Source organism: Pseudomonas khorasanensis (assembly GCF_014268505.2).
GTDB lineage: Bacteria > Pseudomonadota > Gammaproteobacteria > Pseudomonadales > Pseudomonadaceae > Aquipseudomonas > Aquipseudomonas khorasanensis.
The window spans coordinates 1-25,257 of record NZ_JABWQP020000001.1 but is presented as its reverse complement, the minus strand read 5'-3'; the positions used below and the strand labels follow the sequence as shown (position 1 = coordinate 25,257).

The window sequence follows — 25,257 nt, the reverse complement described above, 5'->3', positions numbered from 1 at the left end:
TAAAGAGGCTTATAGACATGGCGACAATTTTCGACCCGATCAAACTTGGCGACATCGAGCTGAACAACCGCATCATCATGGCGCCGCTGACCCGCTGCCGCGCCGACGAAGGCCGCGTACCGAACGCGCTGATGGCTGAATACTATGTGCAACGCGCCTCGGCCGGCCTGATCCTCAGCGAAGCCACCTCCGTGACGCCGATGGGCGTGGGCTACCCGGACACCCCGGGCATTTGGTCGAACGATCAAGTGCGTGGCTGGGCCAACGTGACCAAAGCCATTCACGCTGCAGGCGGCAAGATCTTCCTGCAGCTGTGGCACGTCGGCCGCATTTCTCACCCTTCGTACCTGAACGGCGAAGCACCGGTCGCGCCGAGCGCCATCCAGCCAAAGGGCCACGTCAGCCTGGTTCGCCCGCTGGCCGATTACCCGACGCCGCGCGCCCTGGAAACCGCTGAAATCGCCGACATCGTCGACGCCTACCGCACCGGCGCCGAGAACGCCAAGGCGGCCGGTTTCGACGGCGTGGAAATTCATGGCGCCAACGGTTACCTGCTCGATCAGTTCCTGCAAAGCAGCACCAACCAGCGCACCGACAACTACGGCGGCTCGCTGGAAAACCGTGCACGCCTGCTGCTGGAAGTCACCGACGCCGCCATCGAAGTCTGGGGCGCCGGTCGTGTGGGTGTGCACTTGGCACCACGTGCGGATTCCCACGACATGGGCGATGACAACCTGGCCGAAACTTTCACCTACGTCGCCCGTGAGTTGGGCAAGCGCGGCATTGCGTTCATCTGCTCGCGCGAGAAAGAAGGCGCCGACAGCCTCGGCCCACAGCTGAAAGAAGCCTTCGGTGGCCCGTACATCGCCAACGAAAAATTCACCAAGGAAAGCGCCAATGCCTGGCTGGCAGACGGTAAAGCGGACGCGGTAGCGTTCGGCGTGCCTTTCATTGCCAACCCCGACCTGCCGGCACGCCTGAAGGCTGATGCGCCGCTGAACGAGCCGCACCCGGAAACCTTCTACGGCAAAGGCCCGGTGGGCTACATTGATTACCCGGCACTCTAAGTTATAACTGAAACAATAAAAGCCCCAACTCAAAAAGCTGGGGCTTTCTTTTGCGGCATTAAATATTCAGTACTACTTCCAGACTTTCATACTCCTTTTAAAATCATCATATTGGGCAGCAGGCTTAACAACCTGCCAACAGACACCCTATAAACAAATATGAATAAAAAGGAATTTACGATGAATGATGACTCTCTGGAAAACACCGCTGATACTTTAAGAGAAATAGCATCCTTGATCGGCTTCGCGCCATGGGTCGCTATCTACGACTACGCTCAATCGCTCAATACAGCAGAAAATCTGGAGCTTCTCAATAAACTTGCAGCTCATGCGAGACTTGACGAGAAGGTCAACCAGGAAGTTAAGGTCTGGGAGAACCAGAAGATCAAATCAACTCAGACACGGCTCATCGTCAAGATAAAAAATACGACCTCCCATACTTTTGACATCAATAAAAACAGTCTCGCGCTGACCGTTGATGAACAAGACTATCTAAAAATCCTCCCCCAGGAAATCGAAGCATTTCATTGCGATTTCACATACTCTCGACAATTAGGCACCCCTGACAAAGACATATACAAGCATTTCATTATATTCGGCAACGAGAGCCTGGGTTTCCGTTTTGACTTCGGATTGCGCGTCAATACCTCTTTCGGTGTTTTTACTCCAACACTTACCCCTGTTCGCACAAGTAAAGTTGCTTCCATCGGCACCACGCCGATCAAATGTACGAGCCAAATTACCCGTGCAGAGGATAACGCCCCCTACAGCTTCAGCGTAGAGATCACCCTGGGTTAAAGAACACCGCCCCGTGGATCTTCTTTACGGGGCATTCACAGACCTTCACAAACGCGCAACAAAACCCCTACAAAATTCACGACAGTCTGCCTACCAACTCAGACAGCATCGGTTTATAAAGGTCATCTTGCCACGGTGTACGAGCGATGGCGGTGCTGATCCGATCCGATACGGTACACCTGCCATTTTTCTGTATGTAGTTTCATTTGCGCAGGCTGGGGCTCAGGCGCAGCATGTCCAGCCCGGTGTCGACCCAGCGTTCGGCCTCGGCATGCAGCTCGAAGCTGTCCGGGGCCAGCAGCCAGCCGTAAAGGAGGCCATCGATATAAGCGTGAATGCTGATGGCCGCGCGGCCAGTGTCGAGATTTTCCGGCAGTTGACCGCGGTTCACCGCATTACGCAGGGTCAGGCCGATGCGCAGGTTGCAATCGAGACTGGCTGTCCGACGCTGCTGGCGCAAATCGCACATTTCATCGGTGAATTCGCACTTATGAAACAGAATTTCGTTGATGCGCCGGGTTTTCGGGTCCAGTGCAACTTGATGAAACAAATGAATCAGCAATTTACGCATGCAGCCCAGCGGGTCGAGCTCGTCCTCGCTCTCACTGGCCTTGGCCAGTTCATCCAGCGGCTCGTGCAAGCTGTCGAGCATGGCCTGGACCAGATCAGCCTTGTTGCTGAAATGCCAGTAGATCGCGCCGCGAGTCACGCCAGCCAGGGTCGCGATGTCCGCCAGAGTCGTGCGGGCGACCCCTCTTTCATAGAAGGCTTTTTCGGCCGCTTCCAGAATCTGGCTGCGAGTTTCCTGAGCTTCCTCTTTGGTACGACGGACCATGGCAGTAAAACCTCAAACAGAATGTCTCAGGGATGGCTGAATATCCGCTGATTAAAGAGGGGGACGATTTCTCATGAATCGGCTCCCCGGCCTACAATTTCTAACCTTGCGTCGATTTTTGTAGCGGGGTGGGTACGCGGCGAAGGTATTTACAAACAACCATGAACGTAAGTATATTACTTAGCAAGCTACTTATCCACCCGGTGCCCGATTTTTACTTTTTCACACTTCTTGTGCGCTTTTTGCGCGCCTGACCCGAGGATCTTCATGCAATTCAAGCCAGCTGTTACCGCTCTGGTCACTGCCGTCGCCCTGGCATCGCTGCTCAGCGGATGTAAAAAGGAAGAAGCGGCCCCTGCCGCTCCGCCCCCTCAGGTCGGCGTCGTCACCCTGCAACCACAAGCCTTTACCCTCACCTCCGAACTGCCGGGTCGCACCAGTGCGTTCCGCATTGCTGAAGTTCGCCCGCAGGTCAACGGCATCATTCTCAAGCGTCTGTTCAAGGAAGGCGCCGACGTCAAAGCCGGCCAGCAGCTTTATCAGATCGATCCGTCGGTCTATGAAGCGACCCTGAAAAGCGCCGAAGCCAACCTGCGTTCGACCAAGTCGATCTCCGATCGCTACAAGCAATTGGTCGATGAGCAAGCCGTGAGCCGTCAGGAATACGACACGGCCGTGGCCAATCGTATGGAATCGGAAGCGTCGCTGCAGAGCGCGCAGATCAACGTGCGCTACACCAAGGTCTACGCGCCGATCTCGGGCCGTATCGGTCGTTCTTCGGTGACCGAAGGCGCACTGGTCAGCAACGGCCAGGCTGATGCGATGGCGGTGATTCAACAGCTCGATCCGATCTACGTCGACGTCACCCAGTCGTCGGTCGAGCTGCTGGAACTGCGCCGCGAACTGGAAAGCGGCCGTCTGCAGAAGGCCGGCGACAACGCCGCTGCGGTCAAGCTGACCCTGGAAGATGGCAGCCAGTACAAACTCGACGGCAAGCTGGAGTTCTCCGAAGTGTCGGTCGATCAGGCCACCGGTTCGGTCACCCTGCGCGCGGTATTCCCGAACCCCGATCACACGCTGTTGCCGGGCATGTTCGTCCACGCTCAGTTGCAGGCCGGTGTGAACAGCGCCGCGATCCTCGCCCCTCAACAAGGCGTGACCCGTGACCTCAAAGGCACGCCGACCGCGCTGGTCGTCGGTGCAGACAACAAGGTCGAGTTGCGTCAGCTCAAGGCCAGCCGCACCGTCGGCAGTCAGTGGCTTATCGAAGACGGCCTGAAAGCCGGCGATCGCTTGATCACCGAAGGTCTGCAATACGTCAAACCGGGCGTCGAAGTCAAAGCGACCGAAGCGACCAACGTCGGAGCAAAGAACCCGGCCCCCGCCCAGGCAGCTGACAAAGCCGCCGGCGGCCAAGGGGAGTAATTCATGTCAAAATTCTTCATTGACCGTCCGATTTTCGCCTGGGTAATCGCCCTGGTGATCATGCTGGTCGGGGCACTTTCGATCCTGAAATTGCCGATCAACCAATACCCGAGCATTGCGCCTCCGGCCATTGCAATCTCCGTGACCTACCCGGGTGCGTCCGCGCAAACCGTGCAGGACACCGTGGTGCAAGTGATCGAGCAGCAGCTCAACGGTATCGACAACCTGCGTTATGTGTCGTCGGAAAGTAACTCCGACGGCAGCATGACCATCACCGCAACCTTCGAGCAAGGCACCAACTCCGACACCGCGCAGGTCCAGGTCCAGAACAAGCTGAACCTGGCTACCCCACTGCTGCCGCAGGAAGTGCAGCAGCAAGGTATCCGCGTTACCAAGGCAGTGAAAAACTTCCTGTTGGTGATCGGCGTGGTCTCGCGTGACGGCAGCATGACCAAGGACGACCTGTCCAACTACATCGTCTCGAACATGCAGGACCCGATTTCGCGGACCGCCGGTGTCGGTGACTTCCAGGTCTTCGGTGCCCAGTATGCGATGCGCATCTGGCTCGATCCGGCCAAGTTGAACAACTTCAACCTGACCCCGGTCGACGTGAAAAACGCCGTTGCGGCACAGAACGTCCAGGTTTCGTCCGGCCAGCTCGGTGGCTTGCCTGCCGTGCAGGGTCAGCAACTGAACGCGACGATCATCGGCAAGACCCGTCTGCAAACCGCCGAGCAGTTCAAGGAAATCCTGCTCAAGGTCAACAAGGACGGCTCTCAGGTTCGCCTGAAAGACGTCGCTGAAGTCGGCCTCGGTGGCGAAAACTACGCGATCAGCGCCCAGTTCAACGGCAGCCCGGCTTCCGGTCTGGCGGTGAAACTGGCCAACGGCGCCAACGCCCTCGACACCGCCAAGGCCCTGCGCACCACCATCGACAGCCTCAAGCCGTTCTTCCCGCAAGGCATGGAAGTGGTGTTCCCGTATGACACCACCCCGGTGGTGACCGAATCGATCAAAGGCGTGGTTCACACGCTGGTCGAAGCCGTCGCGCTGGTGTTCCTGGTGATGTTCCTCTTCCTGCAGAACTTCCGCGCCACGGTCATCACCACGATGACGGTGCCGGTGGTATTGCTCGGTACGTTCGGCATCCTCGCCGCTGCCGGTTTCAGCATCAACACCTTGACCATGTTCGGCATGGTGCTGGCCATCGGTCTGCTGGTGGACGACGCCATCGTTGTGGTGGAAAACGTCGAGCGGGTGATGAGCGAAGAAGGCTTGTCACCGAAAGAAGCGACGAAGAAATCCATGGGCCAGATCCAGGGCGCACTGGTCGGTATCGCCCTTGTGCTCTCGGCGGTATTGCTGCCGATGGCGTTCTTCAGCGGTTCCACCGGCGTGATCTACAAGCAGTTCTCGATCACCATCGTCTCGGCCATGGCCCTGTCGGTACTGGTTGCCCTGATCTTCACCCCGGCGCTCTGCGCGACCATGCTCAAGCCGATTCCGAAAGGCGAGCACGGTACGCCGAAGAAAGGTTTCTTCGGCTGGTTCAACCGCAACTTCGACCGGGGCGTGCGCAGCTACGAGCGCGGCGTCGGCAATATGCTGACCCGCAAGGCGCCGTATCTGCTGGCGTATCTGCTGATCGTAGTCGGCATGATCTGGCTGTTCACCCGCATCCCGACCGCGTTCCTTCCGGAAGAAGACCAGGGCGTACTGTTCGCCCAAGTGCAGACCCCGGCCGGTTCCAGTGCCGAGCGCACGCAAGTGGTCGTGGATGAAATGCGCGAATACCTGCTGCGTCCGAACAAGGACGGCGGTGAGGCGGACGCGGTGGCTTCGGTGTTCACCGTGACCGGCTTCAACTTCGCCGGCCGTGGCCAGAGCTCGGGTATGGCGTTCATCATGCTCAAGCCGTGGGATGAACGTAACGCCGACAACAGCGTGTTCAAGCTCGCGGAGCGGGCGCAGCAACACTTCTTCAGCTTCCGCGATGCGATGGTGTTCGCCTTTGCCCCGCCAGCGGTACTGGAGTTGGGTAACGCCACCGGTTTCGACGTATTCCTGCAGGACCGCGCCGGTATCGGTCACGAAAAACTGATGGAAGCGCGCAACCAGTTCCTTGGCATGGCCGCGCAAAGCAAAGTTTTGACGCAGGTGCGTCCGAACGGTCTGAACGACGAGCCGCAGTTCCAGCTCGAAATCGATGACGAGAAGGCCAGTGCGCTGGGCATCACCATCAGCGATATCAACAACACGCTCTCGATCGCCTTGGGCAGTAGCTACGTCAACGACTTCATCGACCGCGGTCGAGTGAAGAAGGTTTACGTGCAAGGCCAGCCGGACTCGCGCATGAGCCCGGAGGATCTGAAAAAGTGGTACGTGCGTAACGCCGAAGGCACCATGGTTCCTTTTTCCGCGTTTGCCAAGGGCGAGTGGGTCTACGGTTCACCGAAACTGGCGCGCTACAACGGTGTAGAAGCGGTCGAGGTACTGGGTGCTCCTGCACCGGGTTACTCCACCGGTGAAGCGATGGCCGAAGTCGAAGCGATTGCCAAGAAACTGCCGACCGGTGTCGGTATTTCCTGGACGGGCCTGTCGTATGAGGAACGTCTGTCCGGTTCCCAGGCGCCGGCGCTGTACGCCCTTTCGTTGCTGATGGTGTTCCTGTGTCTGGCGGCGCTGTATGAAAGCTGGTCGATTCCGATCGCGGTCATGCTCGTGGTGCCGCTGGGGATCATCGGTGCACTGATGGCCACCAGCCTGCGCGGCCTGTCCAACGACGTGTACTTCCAGGTGGGTCTGTTGACGACCATCGGTCTGGCGGCTAAAAACGCCATTCTGATCGTCGAATTCGCCAAGGAACTGCATGAACAGGGACGCACCCTGCGTGAGGCGGCGATCGAAGCCTGCCGCATGCGTCTGCGACCGATCATCATGACGTCGCTGGCTTTCGTCCTCGGTGTTGTACCGTTGGCGATCTCCACGGGCGCTGGCTCGGGCAGTCAACATGCGATCGGTACTGGCGTAATTGGCGGTATGCTCACGGCCACGATCCTGGCGATCTTCTGGGTGCCACTGTTCTTCGTTACTGTGTCGTCCATCGGTCAGCGCAAAAAAGCCGACCCGGATGAGACTACTGAAACTCCTAAAGAGGCTGGCCAATGAGCAAGTCGCTACTCTCCATCGCAGTCGCCGCCTTCGTGCTGAGCGGTTGCTCGCTGATACCTGATTATCAGCAGCCTGAGGCTCCGGTCGCAGGTCAGTACCCGCAGGGGCCGGCGTACTCGCCGGCCCAGGCACCGGCGCAAGCCGCTGCCGAACAGGGCTGGAAGCAGTTTTTCCACGACCCTGCCCTGCAGCAAATGATTCAGGTAGCGCTGGAAAACAACCGTGACCTGCGTGTCGCGGCGTTGAACATCGACGCCTACGCCGCCCAGTACCGCATCCAGCGTGCGGATCTGTTTCCGGCGGTCTCGGCGAACGGTTCCGGCAGCCGCCAGCGTGTCCCGGCCCGTGCGTCGCAGACGGGTGAGTCGAGCATCACCAGCTCCTACTCCGCCACCCTCGGCGTCAGTGCTTACGAACTCGACCTCTTCGGTCGGGTTCGCAGCCTCAGCGAGCAAGCGCTGCAGCAATACTTCGCCACTGAAGAAGCGCGTCGCAGCACCCAGATCAGCCTGGTCGCCAACGTGGCCAACGCTTACCTGACCTGGCAGGCCGACAAGGAACTGCTGAAGCTGACGCAAGACACCCTCGGTGCCTTTGAAGAAAGCTACCGGCTGACCAGTCGCAGCAACGAAGTCGGCGTGGCGTCGGCGCTGGATCTCGCGCAGTCGCGTACCTCGGTGGAAAACGCCCGCGCACAACTGGCGCGTTACACCCGTCAGGTCGCGCAGGACGAAAACAGCCTGACCCTGCTGCTCGGCACCGGCATCCCGGCCAACCTGCAAGCGGCCAAACCGCTGGCGGACGACCTGCTCAGCGATGTGCCGGCCGGTCTGCCGTCGGATCTGCTGCAACGTCGCCCGGACATTCTGCAGGCCGAGTACAACCTCAAGGCCGCCAACGCCAACATCGGCGCGGCCCGTGCAGCGTTCTTCCCGAGCATCAGCCTGACCGCCAACGCGGGCAGCCTGAGCCCGGACCTGTCCGGCCTGTTCAAGGGCGGTTCGGGGACTTGGCTGTTCCAGCCGCAGATCAACCTGCCGATCTTCAACGCCGGCAGCCTGCGCGCCAGCCTCGATTACGCCAAGATCCAGAAGGACATTGGCGTGGCGAACTACGAGAAGTCCATTCAGACGGCCTTCCAGGAAGTCGCCGATGGCCTGGCCGCGCGCCAGACCTACACCGAGCAGTTGCAGGCGCAGCGTGATTTCGTTCAGGCCAACCAGGATTACTACCGTCTGGCCGAACGTCGCTATCGCATCGGCGTCGACAGCAACCTGACCTTCCTCGATGCCCAGCGTCAGTTGTTCAGCGCCCAGCAAGCCCTGATCACCGACCGCCTGGCGCAGCTGACCAGTGCGGTCAACCTGTACAAGGCTTTGGGCGGTGGCTGGAATGCGCAGACCGCGCAGAACGAACCGCTGAAAGAAGAAGCGCCGAAGATGAAGCTGTTCTGATCATCATCCGGTGAACACAAGGAGCCCACCGATTGGTGGGCTTTTTGTTGCCTGTCAGAAAAGTATGTTGTTTGGGCTGGCCCCCCTTCGCGAGCAGGCTCGCTCCCACAGGGGATCGCATTCCAAATGTGGGAGCGAGCCTGCTCGCGAAGAGGCCCTTACATTCACCCAAAACACCCGACTCAATCTTGCGTTCGATAATCGCCCAAAACCTGCTTTACGCAATTGAATCCGAACATCCGCCCCCCGCACCATTCGCTCCACAAAACCAATAACACAGGTTCGACACCATGCTCCCGCGCCCTGCTCCGACCGGCTGACCGCCGTCGCTTCCCCCCTGAATTCATCGCATTTCTGCACCGTAAAAAACGGCCGCAGCGCACCCGTTCGCCTTAAAAAAACAAGAGAGACCCGAGCCCATGACAACCTCCCCTGCGCCTTACGCATTTCCCGGTCTGATCGCCCTGGCCCTGGCCGGCGCAGCGATGCCCGCTGCGGCTGAAGAAGCCGGTTTCATCGAAGGGGCCAAGGTCAACCTGAACCTGCGCAACTTCTACATCAACCGCAACTTCACCAATCCCACCAAAACCCAGGGCAAGGCTGAAGAGTGGACGCAGAGTTTCATTCTCGATGCCAAGTCCGGCTTCACCCAAGGCACTCTTGGTTTCGGCATGGACGTGCTGGGGCTGTATTCGGTGAAACTCGATGGCGGCAAGGGCACGGGCGGCACACAGCTGTTGCCACTGGACCGTGACGGCCGTCCGGCGGACAACTTCGGTCGCACCAACGTCGCGTTCAAGGCGAAATATTCCCAGACCGAAGTCAAGGTCGGGGAATGGATGCCGGTGCTGCCGATTCTGCGCTCGGACGACGGACGTTCGCTGCCGCAAACCTTCCGTGGCGGGCAGATCACCTCAAAGGAAATCGACGGCCTGACCCTGTATGGCGGCCAGTTCCGGGCCAACAGCCCACGCGACGACAGCAGCATGAGCGATATGTCGATGACCGGCAAAGCCGGTTTCACCTCTGACCGCTTCAACTTTCAGGGCGGCGAATACGCCTTCAATGACAAACGCACCCAAATCGGTGTGTGGAACGCCGAACTGAGAGACATCTACAGCCAGCAGTACATCAATCTGGTCCACAGTCAGCCGCTCGGCGACTGGACTCTGGGTGCCAACCTCGGTTTTTTTTACGGCAAGGATGACGGCAGCGCGCGGGCCGGCGATCTCGATAACAAGACCTGGTCCGGGATGTTTTCAGCCCGGTATGGCGGCAACACCTTCTACGTCGGCCTGCAGAAACTCACCGGCGACAGCGCCTGGATGCGGGTCAACGGCACCAGCGGCGGCACCTTGGCCAACGACAGCTACAACGCGAGTTATGACAACGCGCAAGAGCGTTCCTGGCAGTTGCGTCATGACTACAACTTTGCAGCGTTGGGCATTCCCGGCCTGACACTGATGAACCGCTACATCAGCGGCGACAACGTGCACACAGGGGCGATCACCGATGGCAAGGAATGGGGTCGCGAATCGGAACTGGGCTACACCATACAGAGCGGCACGCTGAAGAATCTCAACGTCAGATGGCGCAACTCGACCCTGCGCCGGGACTTCAGCAACAACGAGTTCGACGAGAACCGCCTCATCGTCAGCTACCCCATCAGCCTCCTCTAATCACTGATATTCCCCTGTAGGAGCGAGCCTGCTCGCGAAAGCGGTGTGTCAGATAAGCATATGCCGACTGACACGGCGCCTTCGCGAGCAGGCTCGCTCCCACATTGGTTCTGCGCCATTGGTCAGGAGAAGTGGCACTTCGCCGGCCGGCAGGTAAAGTGACCAAACCTGAAGGAGTCAGGTGCTTCACCCTTTCCGCTTCCGTCGTCGTAGTCGGTCCTCAAACTGGGAGCCAGGTTGTCATCGGAAGACACCAACGATCACCGGAGGACCACCTCAATGATCTCTCGTCTCGCAACACCCGACTGGGACGCCAAGGCGTATCAGCAGTTTTCCCGTCTCAGGCAACGCCCGGTCAATGAATTGCTCGACCGTGTTGACTTGCAAAACCCGCAACGTATTTACGACCTGGGCTGCGGCACCGGCATTGCGACGCAGTTGTTGGCCAAACGCTGGCCGCGCGCGCAGTTGCAGGGGATCGATAGCTCGACACAGATGCTCGCCGAAGCGCGCTGTCTGCCGGTCAAAGCGTTGTGGAAACATTGCGATCTGCTCGACTGGCAACCGGAGCAACCGGCAGATCTGCTGCTCGCCGCCGCTGTGCTGCACTTTATTGGTGGCCATGAGACGTTGCTCCCACGCCTGCTCGGCCATATCAACCCCGGCGGTTGTCTGGCGGCGCACATGCCGGACTGGCGCGATGCGCTGTGGTATCGGCTGATGCTGGACACCCTCGAAGACGCCGGCCCGGGCGGCACGCCATTGGGCCCCCCTGAGCTGCGCCAGCGCATGGCGGCGCGGCCGTTGTTGGCGCTGGAGGATTACTACCGTTTGCTCGCGCCGCTGACTTCGTCGCTGGATATCTGGGAGACCGAGCAGTTGCAGGTAGTCGACGGCAAATCACCGGTGTACGACTGGGTGAAAGTCTCGGCGCTGCGGCCGGTGATGCAGGCGCTGAGTCCAGAGGAACAGACGCGGTTTATTTATCACTACCTGATGCGGGTGCATGAGCATTATCCGCAGGAGGGGGATGGGCATACGTTGTTTGCGTTCAAGCGGATATTTATTGTTGCCACGGTTTGATTTGTCGCGGCCACTACCGCTTTCGCGAGCAGGCTCGCTCCCACAGGGAAATGCACTCCAATGTGGGAGCGAGCCTGCTCGCGAAGACGTCGGATCGGTCAATCTTTATTCCCTGGATTCAACCCCCAACTCATCCCACACCGATTCAGCCAAATGAAACGTCGCGTTCGCCGCCGGGATGCCGCAGTAGATCGCGCTCTGCATGATCACTTCCTTGATCTCGCCGCGGCTTACGCCGTTATTGGCCGCCGCGCGCAAGTGCAGTTTCAGTTCGCCCTCGCGGTTCATGCCGATCAGCATGGCGATAGTGATGAGGCTGCGGGTATGCCGAGGCAAGCCCGGGCGGGTCCAGATGTCGCCCCAGGCATGGCGGGTGATCATCTCCTGGAACTCCGAGTTGAACTCGGTCAGCGTGGTCAGGCTGCGATCGACATGGGCATCGCCCAATACCGCGCGACGGACCTGCATGCCTTCGTCGTAACGTTGTTTCTCGTCCACAACATCTTCCTCACTGAGCCTGCAAAAAAGCCAGCACCCGGTCGCTGAAATCTGCACCGGCCTGCACGTTCGACAAATGCGCTGCGTAGAACTCGGCGTACTCGGCGCCGCGTACGTTTTGCTGGATGAAATGCCCGCCGGACGGCGGCGTTACCGCATCTTCGCTGCCGGCAATCACCAGCAACGGCACGTTGATCGACGCCAGTTGGTCACGGAAATCGGCATCGCGCACCGCTGCACAGTTGGCCGCGTAACCTTGCGGATTCGTCGCCGCGAGCATGTCGGTAATCTTTTTCGCCGCTGCCGGATGCGCTGCCGAAAAGTCTGGTGTGAACCAGCGCGCAATCGACGCGTCACGCAGCGCGACCATCGCCGCCGCGCCGTCGCGCAAGACCGTTTCGATGCGTGGATTCCACACCGACGGGTCGCCGATTTTCGCAGCGGTGTTGCACACGATCAGCTTGTGCAGACGATGGCCGGCGTTGATTCCCAGCCACTGACCGATCAGCCCGCCCATCGACAGCCCGCAAAAATGCGCACGTTCGATGTGCAGCGCATCCAGCAGTGCGAGCACGTCGTGGCCCAGTTGCTCGATGCTGTACGGCCCTTCGGTCACCAGCGATTGACCGTGGCCGCGCGTGTCGAAACGCAGCACGCGAAAATGCTCGGTGAACGCCTGCATCTGCGCGTCCCACATGTGCAGATCCGTGCCCAGCGAGTTGGAGAGCACCAGCACCGGCGCATCCGTTGGGCCCTCGATTATGTAATGCAGTTCGCCATCGGCGAGTTGAACGAAAGCCACAGCCCTCTCCTTCAGACAATCAAAGCGTTGTGTTCGGCCACCGCGCGCTCGACCCAGACGCGCGCCTGGCCGAGATAATGGGCGGGGTTCAAAAGGTCATCGAGTTCAGCGTCGCTCAGTTGCGCGGTGACTTGCGGTTCGTCACCCAGCACCGCGCGCAGATGCCGTTGCTCGGCCACCGCGCGTTTGCAGCACTGCTCCAGCAGATGATGTGCGGCGTCGCGGCCAACCCGTTGTGCAAGAACGATGCTCACCGCTTCGGCCAGCACTAGCCCCTGAGTCAATTCAAGGTTGCGGGCCATGCGCGCGGCGTCGACTTCCAGGCCGTCGATGAGCAGACGCGCCTGTTGCAGCGAACCGGACACCAGGCAGCAGATCTCCGGCAGCGTTTCCCATTCCGCATGCCACAGGCCCAGGCTGCGCTCGTGTTCCTGAGGCATGGCGCTGAACAGCGTCGATACAAGCCCCGGCACGCGCGTCGCCGCGCCGATCAACACTGCCGCGCCCACCGGGTTGCGTTTGTGCGGCATGGTCGAGGAACCGCCCTTGCCCGGCGCCGCTGGCTCGAACACTTCGGCCGCTTCGGTCTGCATCAACAGACTGATGTCGCGACCGAATTTGCCCAGGCTGCCAGCGATCAGCCCCAGCACGGCGCCGAACTCGACGAGGCGATCACGCTGGGTGTGCCACGGCTGCTCCGGCAAGCTCAGTTGCAGTTCTTCGGCCAAGGCCTGCGCAATCGGCAACGCCTGCTCGCCCAAGGCTGCCAGCGTCCCGGACGCGCCGCCGAATTGCAGCACCAGCAGACGCGGTTTCAGTGCTTGCAGACGCTGACGGCTGCGCGTCACGGCGCCCAGCCATCCCGCGATTTTCATGCCCAGGGTCACTGGCGTGGCGTGCTGCAGCCATGTACGCCCGGCCAGTGGCGTGGCTGCAAAACGTTGGGCCTGAGTGGCGAGCGAATCGGCAAGCTGCGCCAGTTCGTGTTCGATCAACTCCAGTGCCTGACGCAGTTGCAGCACCAGCCCGGAGTCCATCACGTCCTGACTGGTCGCGCCCAGATGCACATAGCGCTCGGCTTCGGCATCGGTAGACGCGATCTGCTTGCCCAGCGCCTTGACCAGCGGAATCGCCGAGTTGCCGGCCGTGGCGATCGCCTCGCCCAACGCGGCGAAGTCGTACAGCCGCGCATCACACGCCGCCGCAATCGGTGCCACGGCAGACCCGGGAATCAGGCCGACCCGCGCTTCGGCCCGGGCCAGCGCCGCTTCGAAATCGAGCATCGCCTGCACCCGGCCCTGATCGCAGAACACTTCGCGCATATCGCGGGCGGTGAAATAGGCATCGAACAATTGATTGCCCGGTCGCTGAGTCATAAACAGTCCTTGCCGGCGCGGGCCAACACGGCCCGCGCACTTCGGGTTAGAGATCGTGGTGCAAGTAAGCGGCCTGTTTCGGCAGGCGCAGGCTGAACAGGAACGCCACCGCCATCATCGCCGTCACGTACCAGTAGAACGAGTTTTCCATGCCGATGTTCTTCAGGCTCAGGGCGACGAATTCCGCCGAACCGCCGAAGATCGCATTGGCCACCGCGTAGGCCAGGCCGACACCGAGCGCGCGGACTTCCGGCGGGAACATCTCGGCTTTCACCAGACCGCTGATCGAGGTGTAGAAACTCACAATCGCCAGCGCCAGGGTGATCAATACGAAGGCAAGAAACGGGCTGCTGATGCTTTTCAGGCTCAACAGAATCGGCACGGTGAACAGCGTGCCAAGCGCGCCGAACCAGAGCATCGAATTGCGTCGGCCGATCTTGTCGGCGAGCATGCCGAACAGCGGCTGCATGCACATATACAGGAACAGCGCGCCGGTCATGATGTAGCTGGCGGTCTTGGCGTGCATGCCGGCGGTGTTCACCAGATATTTCTGCATGTAGGTGGTGAAGGTGTAGAAAATCAGCGAGCCACCGGCGGTGTAACCGAGCACGGTGATGAACGCGGCTTTGTGATCGCGGAACAAGGCGCTGATGCTGCCGGCGTCTTTGTGCGCGCGGGTTTCCTTGTTGGTGGTTTCTTTCAGCGAGCGACGCAGGAACAGCGAAATCAGGGCCGCGACCGCACCGACCACGAACGGAATCCGCCAGCCGTAGGCGCGCAGGTCCTCTTCAGAGAGGAACTGTTGCAGCACAACGACCAGCGACACCGCCAGCAGTTGCCCGCCGATCAGCGTCACGTACTGGAACGAGGCAAAAAAGCCACGTTGGCCCTTGAGCGCGACTTCGCTCATGTAGGTCGCTGTAGTGCCGTATTCGCCGCCCACCGATAAACCTTGCAGCAGGCGCGCGAACAGCAACAGCACCGGCGCCCACACGCCAATGTCCTTGTACGTCGGCAGGCAGGCGATCAGCAACGAACCGAAGCACATCATCAGAATCGATATGAGCATCGAATTCTTGCGGCCGTGCTTGTCAGCGACCCGGCCGAAAATCCAGCCGCCAATCGGACGCATCAAGAACCCGGCGGCGAACACGCCGGCGGTGTTGACCAGTTGCACGGTCGGGTTGTCGGAGGGGAAAAAAGCGGGGGCAAAATAGATCGCGCAGAACGCGTAGACGTAGAAGTCGAACCACTCGACGAGGTTGCCGGATGAGGCGCCGACGATGGCGAAGATGCGCTTGCTGCGCTCTTCGCCGGTGTAATGGGAGGTGGGCGTTGTCATGGTTATCTTCACTCGATAGGGACCGTCAGAGTCTAGACATACTTTGCAACAGTCCCGTTCCACGTCCTGTATTGGATGATCGTTCCCACGCTCTGCGTGGTGACGCCGCCATGGACGCTCCGCGTCCACTGTGGCGCAGAGCGTCACGGGATGCATTGCCCACGCAGAGCGTGGGAACGATCACGTAACTCTGTGGCGATCTTAATAATCGAAGAACACGGTCTCGGCATCGGTGCCCTGCAAAATCACATTCCACTGATAGACACCCGCCGCATCTTTCTTCGCCAGCAGCGTCGCGCGGCGTTCGGCCGGCACGCACTCCAGCAGCGGATCATCAGCGTTTGCCGGATCGCCCTCAAAGTAAATTCGCGTCAGCAGGTGCTTGACCAGGCCACGGGCAAACACCAGCACCACCAGATGCGGCGCCTGGGTCGAGCCTTTCAGGCCTTGCACGGTGCCCGGTTTGATCGTGGTGAAACGAAAGCGCCCTTCTGCATCGACCGGCACCCGACCAAAGCCTTCAAAGTTCGGATCGAGCGGCTTGTCCTGCGGGTCTTCCGGGTGGTCGTACTTGCCGGCGGCGTTGGCTTGCCAGACTTCCAGCATGGCGTCGTTGACGACATCGCCGTTGCCGTCCACCACCTGGCCGGTGATCGCCACGCGCTCGCCAAGGGTCAGCTCGTTGGTGAGGTTTTCGCGGTTCAGCCAGGTCAGGCCAATGTGGTAATACGGCCCGACGGTGTGGGACGTGGTCGCAGTCAGGGTCATCTTATTTCTCCATCGGCGTGGCATCACGGCCGCGCAGCACGATGTCCCAACGGTAGCCGAGGGCGTAGGACGGAATGGTTTTTTCCAGATCGAAACTGGCGATCAGGCGTTCCTTGGCCGAAGTGTCCGGCACGCAGTTGTAGATCGGGTCGTAGGCCAGCAACGGGTCGCCCGGGAAATACATTTGCGTGACCAGACGCGTGAGGATGCTCGGGCCGAACAGCGAAAAATGGATGTGCGCCGGGCGCCAGGCGTTGTGGTGGTTACCCCACGGATAGGCGCCGGGCTTGATGGTCTGGAACTGATACCAGCCGTCGCCATCGGTGACGGTGCGGCCGGTGCCGGTGAAGTTCGGGTCCAGCGGCGCGTCGTGCAGGTCGCGGGCATGGTTGTAGCGACCGGCGGCGTTGGCCTGCCAGATCTCCACTAGAATTCCCGGGACCGGCAGGCCGTTTTCGTCGAGCACGCGGCCGTGAATGATGATGCGCTCGCCCAGCGGTTCAGCTTCGTGCTGTGCGGTCAGGTCGTTGTCTTTCTCGGCCAGCCGTTCGGCGCCGATGGTCGGCCCGGTGATTTCCGAGAGTGAATGGGGCAGGTACACCAAAGGCTTGGACGGCGAGCGCAGGTTGGTGGATTGATAGGTCGGGTGCAGATATTCAGGCTGAGTGCCTTCCTGCGGGCGACGGTAACCAGGCTTGTCAGACATTTCGCTTTTCCTCAATTCTTGTTCGTCACGGCTAACGTCAGACGCGTTCGATGGCCAGGGCCAAACCTTGGCCGACACCGACGCACATGGTCGCCAGACCTTTCTTGCCACCGGTCTTTTCCAGATGATGCAGCGCGGTCAGCACCAGCCGCGCGCCGCTCATGCCCAACGGGTGACCGAGGGCGATTGCGCCGCCGTTGGGATTGACCTGCACGGCATCGTCCGCCAGACCCAACTCACGCAGTACCGCCAGGCCCTGGCTGGCGAATGCTTCGTTGAGTTCGATCACGTCGAAATCGCCGACCGCCACACCTAGGCGCTCAGTCAGTTTGCGCACCGCCGGCACCGGGCCGATGCCCATCACGCGAGGCGCGACTGCGGCGCTGGCCATGCCGAGGACTTTGGCGCGGGCGGTCAGGCCGTGTTTTTTCACCGCTTCGGCCGAGGCCAGAATCATCGCGGCGGCGCCATCGTTGACCCCGGACGCATTACCGGCGGTGACAGTTTTGTCCGCGCCGTTGACCGGTTTCAACTTGCGCAGTGCTTCGATCGTGGTGTCAGCCCGGGGATGTTCGTCCTGGCTGACCACGGTTTCGCCCTTCTTGTGGGCAATCCGCACTTCGACGATTTCTTCGGCGAAGTAGCCGGCAGCCTGAGCTGCTGCTGTGCGCTGCTGACTGCGCAAGGCAAAAGCGTCCTGATCTTCGCGCGACACCTGATAGTCGTCGGCAACGTTGTCAGCCGTTTGTGGCATGGCGTCGACGCCGTACTGCGCCTTCATCAGCGGGTTGATAAAACGCCAGCCGATGGTGGTGTCTTCCAGCTTCATGTTGCGCGAAAACGCCGCGTCGGCCTTGCCCATGACGAAAGGCGCGCGGGACATTGACTCGACGCCGCCGGCGATCGCCAGCTCCATCTCGCCGCTGGCAATGGCGCGGAACGCAGTGCCGACGGCATCCATGCCCGAAGCGCAAAGCCGATTGAGCGTTACGCCCGGCACGGTTTCCGGCAGGCCGGCGAGCAGCAGCGCCATGCGCGCCACGTTGCGGTTGTCTTCGCCGGCCTGATTGGCGCAGCCCATGAACACTTCGTCAATGGCGCTCCAGTCCACCGATGGATTGCGGTCCATCAAGGCCTTGATCGGCACGGCGGCCAGATCATCGGCGCGCACGGTGGACAACCCGCCGCCGAATCGGCCGATGGGGGTGCGAATCGCGTCGCAGATATAAACGTCACGCATCATGCTTCTCCCGGTGCCTGACCGTGAGCGGCGGCGGTACGCGCTTCAAGATCACGCAGCGCGCTCAGCTCGACGTCGGTCGGCTCAGCGGTGGTTTCAACAGAATCGGCAAAACGGATCGCCCAACCCGTGGCGGCTACCACTTGCTCGCGGGTCACCCCCGGATGCAGCGCGGTGACCACGAACTCATGGGTGCCTTCTTCCGGCTCCATGATGCACAGGTCGGTGATGATGCCGACCGGCCCGGCGCCCGGCAGGCCAAGACGCTTGCGCGAATCGCCGCCCTCGCCGTGGCCGACCGAGGTGATGAAATCGAGCTTGTCGACGAACGAACGCGCCGACTGTTTAAGGATGATCAGTACGCTCTTTGCCGAACCGGCAATCTCCGGCGCGCCACCAGCACCCGGTAAGCGAACTTTTGGCGCGTGATAGTCGCCGACCACCGTGGTGTTGATGTTGCCGAAACGGTCAACCTGCGCGGCGCCGAGAAAACCGACATCGATGCGTCCGCCCTGCAACCAATAGCGAAAAATCTCGCCGGTCGGCACGACGGTGTCAGCGGTTTCCGCCAGCTCGCCGTCGCCGATGGACAGTGGCAACACGCTCGGTTTGGCGCCAATCGGACCCGATTCGTAGATCAGCACCACGTCGGGTGAAGACGTCAGGCGAGCGAGGTTGGCGGCTTTCGACGGCAGGCCGATCCCGACGAAGCACACCGAGCCGTTCTTCAGGCGGCGAGCGGCGGCGACGGTCATCATTTCATTGGTGGTGTAAGTCATTACTTGGCCTCCGAAGCAGCGGCCAACCTGGCCTGGAACTCGCTGAAGTCAGCGCAGCCATGGATGTATTCATTGATCCACGCGGTAAACGTCTCACGGTCACGAGCGATCGGGTCCCACGCCTGATAGAAACGATTGTCACGTTCGGTGTAACCGTGGGCGTAGGACGGATGCGCGCCCCCCGGCACATGGCAGACCGCACTCAGGGCCCAGGTCGGTAGCACGCAGGCGTTCATCGGTGCGTTGAGGTCGTCAACGATTTCCTCGACGGTGACGATGCAGCGCTTGGCGGCCAGTGCGGCTTCTTTCTGCACACCGAGAATGCCCCACAGCAACACATTGCCTTTGCGATCGGCTTTTTGCGCGTGGATCACGGTGACGTCCGGGCGCACCGACGGCACCGCCGCCAGCACTTCGCCGGTGAACGGGCAGGTGACGGTTTTGATCAGTGGATTGACCTTCGGCAGGTCGGAACCTGCATAGGCGCGGAGCACCGCGAACGGCAGGCCGGAAGCGCCGGCGACGTAGGCATTGGCCAGGTCGGCGTGGCTGTGTTCTTCGATTTCCAGCGCGTGCGGCCAGTGCTTTTCAACCGCGTCACGCAGACGGTGCAGCGAACCCACACCGGGGTTGCCGCCCCAGGAGAAAATCAGTTTGCGCGCGCAGCCGGCGCCGATCAGTTGGTCGTAGATCAGGTCGGGCGTCATCCGCACCAGCGTCAGATCTTTCTTGCCTTGACGAATGATTTCATGACCCGCTGCGGTAGGAATCAAGTGAGTGAAGCCTTCGAGTGCGACGGTATCGCCGTCGTTGACGAATTGCTTCACCGCGTCGTGCAGCGAAAGGATCTCAGCCATGGAGCGGGCTCCCGTTTTTTGTGATGGATCGCCAGTGATAAAAAGGCGCGAGGTTCAGCGCCGGAGTCACTGAAGAGTAAGCGCGGGCAAATCGCCAAACAATCCGATAATCGACTGAGTGTTCGTTTATCGAACAGATTGTTAGTTAGCACATGATCGTTCCCATGCTCTGCGTGGGAACGATCGAGATACGGAAATATCAGGTCGCATCCGCATGGCTGACCATGCCCTTGATCACCACCGCCGCCGTCGCCAGCGCGGCCGGAATCACCAGGGCAGTCAGCACCTGTTCGAAGTTCCAGCCCAGGCCCAGCAACGTCGCGCCCATCCATGCCCCGAGGATCGCGCCAAAGCGGCCAATCCCCAGCATCCACGACACCCCCGTTGCCCGGCCCTGGGTCGGATAAAATCGCGCCGCCAGGGATGGCATCGCCGATTGCGCGCCGTTGACGCACATCCCCGCCACCAGAACCAGGGTCGCCAACAGGGTGATGTTGCCCAGGCTCTGCCCCACCGCGTAGGCAAACACCCCGGCCAGCAGATAGAAAATGCCGATGACCTTGTGCGGATTGAAGCGATCCATCGCCCAGCCCACCCCGACCGCACTGAGAACCCCGCCAAACTGAAACAACGCACCGATAAACGCGGCCTGCTCCATGCTGGCGCCACTGTCGCGCATCAGCGTCGGCAGCCAACTGGTCAGCAGGTACACAATCACCAACCCCATGAAGTAGGTCAGCCACAACAGCAAGGTGCCGGTGCTGTAGGTGCCGGAAAAGATGACGGCGAAGACGTTGCGCGCCTTGACGGTTTTCTGTTCCGGCACGCTGAAGCTCGAAGCCTGGGCGACGGTGACCGGGTCAATGGGCGCGAGGGTCTTGCGCACTTTGTCGGTACCACGGTTGCGCACCACCAGATAACGCGCCGATTCCGGCAGCCAGAACAGCAGCACCACGGCGAGGATCAGCGGCAGGATTCCGCCGATCAGCAACAGGCTATGCCAGCCGAAGGCCGGGATCAGTTTGGCGGAAATAAATCCGCCGCCAGCCATGCCGAGGTTGAACCCACAGAACATGCTGGTCACCAGCAGCGACTTCTTGCGCTCCGGGGTGTATTCGGAGAGCAGCGTCGTGGCGTTCGGCATGCCCGCGCCCAGCCCCAGCCCGGTCAGGAAGCGCAACACCAGGAGTTGTTCGACGTTGGTGCTGTAAGCAGACGCCAGGCTGAAGCCGCCGAAGAGAACCACGGCACCGACGAGTACGACTTTTCGCCCGAAACGGTCGGCCAAGGGGCCGGAACCGAGTGCGCCGAAGACCATCCCGATCAGCGCGGCGCTCATCACCGGGCCGAGGCTGGCGCGGTCGATGCCCCAGTCCTGCGACAAAGCCGGGGCGATGAAGCCCATTGCGGCGGTGTCGAGGCCATCGAGAAACACAATCAGGAAACACAGAATCACCACCCGCCACTGATAGCGCGAGATCGGTTGGGTATTGATGAAGGTCTGCACATCGAGGCAGTTACCCACAGCGGACTGAGGCTGGTTCATTATTTTTATTCCACGCAAAAACGCAGTCGAACGGCGGCCGGCCAAAGCACGGCACGGTCACAAGAATAGAAGGTTGGAATCAGGCGTTGCTTGGAGTCCGGCAACAGCGCGATGAAGGCAAACAGTTGGAAAGCGAGCGCATGGTGAATTGCCTCTTGTCATTATTATGGAGGTCGACAGTCCGGCGAGCTCATTCACATCAGCACCGGATGACGCTGCCGCGACATTAATGATCCAAGGGTTTTAGCGTCAATTCGACAAACGCAACACTGTGCGTTTATCGAACAGCTTCCTCAGGCGAACAGCTGCGCACTGAGGTCGCGACTGGCGCTGAGCAGGCCCGGCAGAAAGCGTTGCTCCAGCTCGGCACGGCTGACCCGGCCGGCGTGTGTGCTGACGTTGAGCGCCGCCACCACTTGCCCGGACGCGTCGTAGACCGGCACGGCGATCGAGCGCAGGCCTTGCTCCAGCTCCTGATCAACAATGCACCAGCCTTGTTGCCGCACTTGCTGCAGGCATTCGAGCAAGGCGTCGGGGGTGTGAATCGTACGGCTGGTCTTGGCGACCAGTTCGGCATGGTCGAGGTATTCGCGCAACGACGTGTCGTCCAGTGCCGCCAGCAGAATTCGCCCCATCGACGTGCAATAGGCCGGCAGTCGTCCGCCGACGGAAAGGTCCACTGAAATCAGCCGTTGCGTCGTCGCCGAACGGGCAATGTAGAGAATGTCGTCGCCCTCCAGCGTCGCCATGTTGCAGGCTTCGTGCAGTTGCTCGCTCATGCGGTCGAGGTACGGCTGGGCGGAAACGGCCAGCGGCGTGGAGGACAAATAGGCATGGCCGAGGGTCAGCACTTTGGGCAGCAATGAATAGGTGCGGCCGTCGGTGGTGGCGTAGCCGAGTTTGATCAACGTGTGCAGGCAACGGCGCACGGCGGCGCGGGGGATTTCCGTGCGGTGGCTGATCTGCGCGATGGTCAAGTGCCGCTTGCGCTCCTGAAACGCCTGCACCACGGCCAGGCCACGGGCCAGAGAAGTCATGAAGTCGGGGTCGCCGGTCAGCGCCTGAATGCGCTTGGCCGGCGAGGCGACGATGGGCGGCGCCACGGAAGTGAAGGAGTTGCGCATTTGATCGTTCATTTCTTGTCCTTGTCCGGGCACGCACCGATGGGCTAGTCAAAAGGCTCGCCGCCCGATGCGCAAGCATCTGTAGGCAATATTGGGCGATTATCGAACCGCCGACCGATAATCGCAATCTGCCCTGTGCTTGTGGAAGCTTTACAGGCGCCTCTGAACTTCAGAGGCGGGAAGTGCATTCTGGATGTTCGACTTAATGGCGCCAGAAATAGATCATTTGTCCGTCAACGCGGTCTCTGTAGTTAACTAGCGACAAAAAGTTGCGAACAACAAAACCGATCACACATCCAGAACCGTTTTCAACTTGGCAAAGATAGTCATTCCCGAATCGGCCGCTATAATGCACGCTAGTAGCGGCGCTCTAATCAAAAGCCCGCGACCCGCTGGAGCGAGGCCTTTCGTTTCAGCCCCGGCCAGCGCCTGGCGCTCATTACGCCTGCAACGCCAGCGCTCGCTGAAATTGGAAACTGATGCTGCGTCAGTTTTAATCGGGTGTCGTAGCCGCCTGTAACATGGAAGTCTTGATCGCCTTGCCTATGTTTCCATGTCCATTCGGACAATGGACCGTTGGCGGGTTCGATCGATTCGTTGCAGTGCGTTTCACCGGATATTCAATTCAACTCATACAGGTAATAACGTGACGAAAGACGAACTGCGCGCGGAACTAGAGCGCCAGGAGCAACGTTACAAGGAAGTCTACGGCGGGGAAGTCACCACCTACGCCGCTCAGCCTGAACCGGAACGCAAAGCATGGCGCAAGCGCCCTACCGTTCAAGATCAGGTGTTCAAGCAGGAAATCGAAAAAATCGAAAAGGAACTCAAAGCCGAAGAGCCCTGAGCCACGGTCGTTGAATCTCGAAGTCGGCATCCACCTGATCTACAGCGCGGTGGAAAGGCGACACCTCGCGCGCCCGCTATACGCGGGCAGCGGCTGCGACCTGTTGCGCAGGTTCTAAACGAACGTCCCACAGGTTTCAGAGATATTTCAGACAAGCGTTTGAGCCTTCAAGACACTGGCAATATCGCTTAAAAAAAACGTTTTTATCAACGAAATCAATAGCTTGATAAACACAGCGTGACACCGGTTTTTCACGCCCTGCAACAAATTAAATCGAAGATGAATGTGACCAGTGAGCAGACAGGGCATCGATTTCCTGTCTTTTCTGGCATAATCGCGCCCCCTTACGACCGGGTCAGAAAACCTTCATGATCGATTTATTCAGCGGACTGGATGCTTGGGTGCTTGTGAGCCTCTTGCTCGCCCTGACGTTTGTCCTCGCCTTCGAGTTCATCAATGGATTTCATGACACCGCTAACGCGGTAGCCACTGTTATCTACACCAAAGCCATGCCGCCGCACCTGGCGGTGTTCTTCTCCGGTGTGTTCAATTTCCTCGGTGTGTTGCTGGGCGGGGTTGGCGTGGCGTATGCCATTGTCCATCTGCTGCCGGTTGAGCTGCTGATCAATGTGAACACCGGTCATGGTCTGGCGATGGTGTTCTCGTTGCTCGCCGCGGCAATCGCCTGGAACCTTGGCACCTGGTACTTCGGTATCCCGGCTTCCAGCTCGCACACCCTGATCGGCTCGATCCTCGGTGTCGGCCTGGCCAACGCCCTGATCAACGACATTCCGCTGGCTGATGGCGTGAACTGGCAGAAAGCGATCGACATCGGCGCCTCGCTGGTGTTCTCGCCGATGGCCGGTTTCCTCATCGCCGCACTGGTGCTGATCGGCCTGAAGTGGTGGCGCCCGCTGTCGAAGATGCACAAGACGCCGGAACAGCGCCGCAAGATCGACGACAAAAAGCACCCGCCGTTCTGGAACCGTCTGGTCCTGGTGATCTCGGCCATGGCCGTGAGCTTCGTGCACGGCTCCAACGATGGCCAGAAAGGCATCGGCCTGATCATGCTCGTGCTGATCGGTATCGTGCCTGCGCAGTTCGTCCTCGACCTGAACAGCACCACCTACCAGATCGAACGCACCCGCGACGCGACCCTGCACTTGAGCCAGTTCTATCAGCGCAACGCCGATTCCCTCGGTGAGTTCCTGGCCCTGGGCAAGAGCGTAGAGGGTGATCTGCCGGAGAAATTCCGCTGCAACCCGCAGCAGACCGAACCGACCATCACCGCCCTGCTGCATACGCTCAAAGGTGTTGCGGACTATCACTCGCTGTCGTCGGAAAGCCGCATCGAAGTGCGTCGCTACCTGCTGTGTCTTGACGACACGGCGAAGAAAGTCGGCAAATTGCCGGGCCTGGACGCACGTGAAAAGGCGGACCTGGACAAGCTGCGCAAAGACCTGACCACCACCACTGAATATGCCCCGTTCTGGGTGATTCTGGCGGTCGCTCTGGCCCTGGGCCTGGGCACCATGGTTGGCTGGAAACGCGTGGTTCTGACCATTGGCGAGAAGATCGGCAAGCAAGGCATGACCTATTCGCAGGGGATGTCGGCGCAGATCACCACTGCTACTCTGATCGGGATGGCCAACATCTTCAGCCTGCCGGTGTCGACCACGCATGTGCTCTCTTCGGGCGTGGCCGGGACCATGGTCGCCAACAAGAGCGGCCTGCAGGGCGGCACGGTGAAGACCATTCTGCTGGCGTGGGTGCTGACCTTGCCGGCGACTGTGGCGCTGTCGGCCGGGTTGTTCTGGCTGGCTTCGAAGGCGCTGGGTAGTTGATCGATAGCTGTTGAAT

Annotated in this window: 21 protein-coding genes; 9 read left to right on the top strand and 12 right to left on the bottom strand. The window is 60.3% G+C overall.

The window, feature by feature from the left end; all coding sequences use genetic code 11:
• Window positions 1–17 precede the first annotated feature (17 nt).
• Entirely contained in the window at window positions 18–1,067 is a 1,050-nt protein-coding gene (locus HU727_RS00105) for an alkene reductase (protein WP_186532258.1), read from the top strand.
• 180 nt (window positions 1,068–1,247) lie between these two features.
• Complete coding sequence (locus HU727_RS00100; protein WP_186532259.1) at window positions 1,248–1,865, top strand: hypothetical protein; 618 nt, start codon at window positions 1,248–1,250, stop codon at window positions 1,863–1,865.
• A 202-nt stretch (window positions 1,866–2,067) separates the two neighbouring features.
• On the opposite strand, the gene emhR is transcribed toward HU727_RS00100, so the two are convergent.
• Window positions 2,068–2,700, bottom strand: a complete 633-nt coding sequence (gene emhR, locus HU727_RS00095; protein ID WP_186532260.1) for an efflux system transcriptional repressor EmhR — start codon at window positions 2,698–2,700, stop codon at window positions 2,068–2,070.
• 267 nt (window positions 2,701–2,967) lie between these two features.
• On the opposite strand from emhR, the gene emhA reads away from it, so the two are divergent.
• The 5 genes from emhA to HU727_RS00070 all read left to right on the top strand — a co-directional run bounded on the left by emhA (window position 2,968) and on the right by HU727_RS00070 (window position 11,512).
• The gene (emhA, locus tag HU727_RS00090; RefSeq protein ID WP_186532261.1) at window positions 2,968–4,125 is read left to right on the top strand and encodes an efflux RND transporter periplasmic adaptor subunit EmhA; all 1,158 of its coding nucleotides are present in this window, start codon (window positions 2,968–2,970) and stop codon (window positions 4,123–4,125) included.
• A 3-nt stretch (window positions 4,126–4,128) separates the two neighbouring features.
• Window positions 4,129–7,293 (top strand): efflux RND transporter permease subunit EmhB, encoded by a 3,165-nt coding sequence (gene emhB, locus HU727_RS00085; RefSeq protein WP_186532262.1) that lies wholly within the window; start codon window positions 4,129–4,131, stop codon window positions 7,291–7,293.
• Window positions 7,290–8,750 (top strand): efflux RND transporter outer membrane subunit EmhC, encoded by a 1,461-nt coding sequence (gene emhC, locus HU727_RS00080; protein ID WP_186532263.1) that lies wholly within the window; start codon window positions 7,290–7,292, stop codon window positions 8,748–8,750. The genes emhB and emhC overlap by 4 nt, the downstream gene beginning before the upstream one ends.
• A gap of 419 nt (window positions 8,751–9,169) precedes the next feature.
• The gene (locus HU727_RS00075) at window positions 9,170–10,429 is read left to right on the top strand and encodes an OprD family porin (RefSeq protein ID WP_186532264.1); all 1,260 of its coding nucleotides are present in this window, start codon (window positions 9,170–9,172) and stop codon (window positions 10,427–10,429) included.
• A gap of 279 nt (window positions 10,430–10,708) precedes the next feature.
• Window positions 10,709–11,512 carry a methyltransferase domain-containing protein gene (locus HU727_RS00070; RefSeq protein ID WP_186532265.1) on the top strand — a complete coding sequence of 268 codons (804 nt, stop codon included), beginning with the start codon at window positions 10,709–10,711 and terminating at the stop codon, window positions 11,510–11,512.
• Window positions 11,513–11,617: 105 nt separating this feature from the next.
• Here the strand turns inward: HU727_RS00070 and pcaC are convergent, their stop codons facing one another.
• From pcaC to pcaR, 11 genes are all read right to left on the bottom strand, one after another.
• Window positions 11,618–12,010: a 4-carboxymuconolactone decarboxylase gene (gene pcaC, locus HU727_RS00065; protein WP_007917093.1), complete on the bottom strand. Its 393-nt coding sequence runs from the start codon at window positions 12,008–12,010 to the stop codon at window positions 11,618–11,620.
• A gap of 10 nt (window positions 12,011–12,020) precedes the next feature.
• Window positions 12,021–12,812, bottom strand: coding sequence for a 3-oxoadipate enol-lactonase (pcaD, locus tag HU727_RS00060; RefSeq protein WP_186532266.1), 792 nt, complete (start codon window positions 12,810–12,812; stop codon window positions 12,021–12,023).
• An 11-nt stretch (window positions 12,813–12,823) separates the two neighbouring features.
• A complete protein-coding gene (locus HU727_RS00055) occupies window positions 12,824–14,188 on the bottom strand; it encodes a 3-carboxy-cis,cis-muconate cycloisomerase (RefSeq protein WP_186532267.1) in 1,365 nt (454 codons plus the stop codon).
• Window positions 14,189–14,234: 46 nt separating this feature from the next.
• On the bottom strand, window positions 14,235–15,530 hold the full coding sequence (locus tag HU727_RS00050) for an MFS family transporter (RefSeq protein ID WP_186532268.1): 1,296 nt from the start codon (window positions 15,528–15,530) through the stop codon (window positions 14,235–14,237).
• 201 nt (window positions 15,531–15,731) lie between these two features.
• Window positions 15,732–16,298: a protocatechuate 3,4-dioxygenase subunit alpha gene (pcaG, locus tag HU727_RS00045; RefSeq protein ID WP_186532269.1), complete on the bottom strand. Its 567-nt coding sequence runs from the start codon at window positions 16,296–16,298 to the stop codon at window positions 15,732–15,734.
• Window position 16,299: 1 nt separating this feature from the next.
• Entirely contained in the window at window positions 16,300–17,004 is a 705-nt protein-coding gene (gene pcaH / locus HU727_RS00040; RefSeq protein WP_186532270.1) for a protocatechuate 3,4-dioxygenase subunit beta, read from the bottom strand.
• A 37-nt stretch (window positions 17,005–17,041) separates the two neighbouring features.
• Window positions 17,042–18,247: a 3-oxoadipyl-CoA thiolase gene (gene pcaF / locus HU727_RS00035; RefSeq protein WP_186532271.1), complete on the bottom strand. Its 1,206-nt coding sequence runs from the start codon at window positions 18,245–18,247 to the stop codon at window positions 17,042–17,044.
• Complete coding sequence (locus HU727_RS00030; protein WP_186532272.1) at window positions 18,244–19,023, bottom strand: CoA-transferase subunit beta; 780 nt, start codon at window positions 19,021–19,023, stop codon at window positions 18,244–18,246. Before HU727_RS00030 ends, pcaF begins: the two co-directional genes overlap by 4 nt.
• Entirely contained in the window at window positions 19,023–19,880 is an 858-nt protein-coding gene (locus HU727_RS00025) for a CoA transferase subunit A (RefSeq protein ID WP_186532273.1), read from the bottom strand. The genes HU727_RS00030 and HU727_RS00025 overlap by 1 nt, the downstream gene beginning before the upstream one ends.
• 199 nt (window positions 19,881–20,079) lie before the next feature.
• Window positions 20,080–21,426 carry a 4-hydroxybenzoate transporter PcaK gene (pcaK, locus tag HU727_RS00020; RefSeq protein WP_186532274.1) on the bottom strand — a complete coding sequence of 449 codons (1,347 nt, stop codon included), beginning with the start codon at window positions 21,424–21,426 and terminating at the stop codon, window positions 20,080–20,082.
• A gap of 293 nt (window positions 21,427–21,719) precedes the next feature.
• Window positions 21,720–22,562, bottom strand: a complete 843-nt coding sequence (pcaR, locus tag HU727_RS00015; protein ID WP_186532275.1) for a pca regulon transcriptional regulator PcaR — start codon at window positions 22,560–22,562, stop codon at window positions 21,720–21,722.
• A 634-nt stretch (window positions 22,563–23,196) separates the two neighbouring features.
• Here pcaR and HU727_RS00010 point away from each other — a divergent pair.
• Window positions 23,197–23,397 carry a hypothetical protein gene (locus tag HU727_RS00010; RefSeq protein ID WP_008080067.1) on the top strand — a complete coding sequence of 67 codons (201 nt, stop codon included), beginning with the start codon at window positions 23,197–23,199 and terminating at the stop codon, window positions 23,395–23,397.
• Window positions 23,398–23,765: 368 nt separating this feature from the next.
• Entirely contained in the window at window positions 23,766–25,241 is a 1,476-nt protein-coding gene (locus HU727_RS00005) for an inorganic phosphate transporter (protein WP_186532276.1), read from the top strand.
• Window positions 25,242–25,257: the final 16 nt, after the last annotated feature.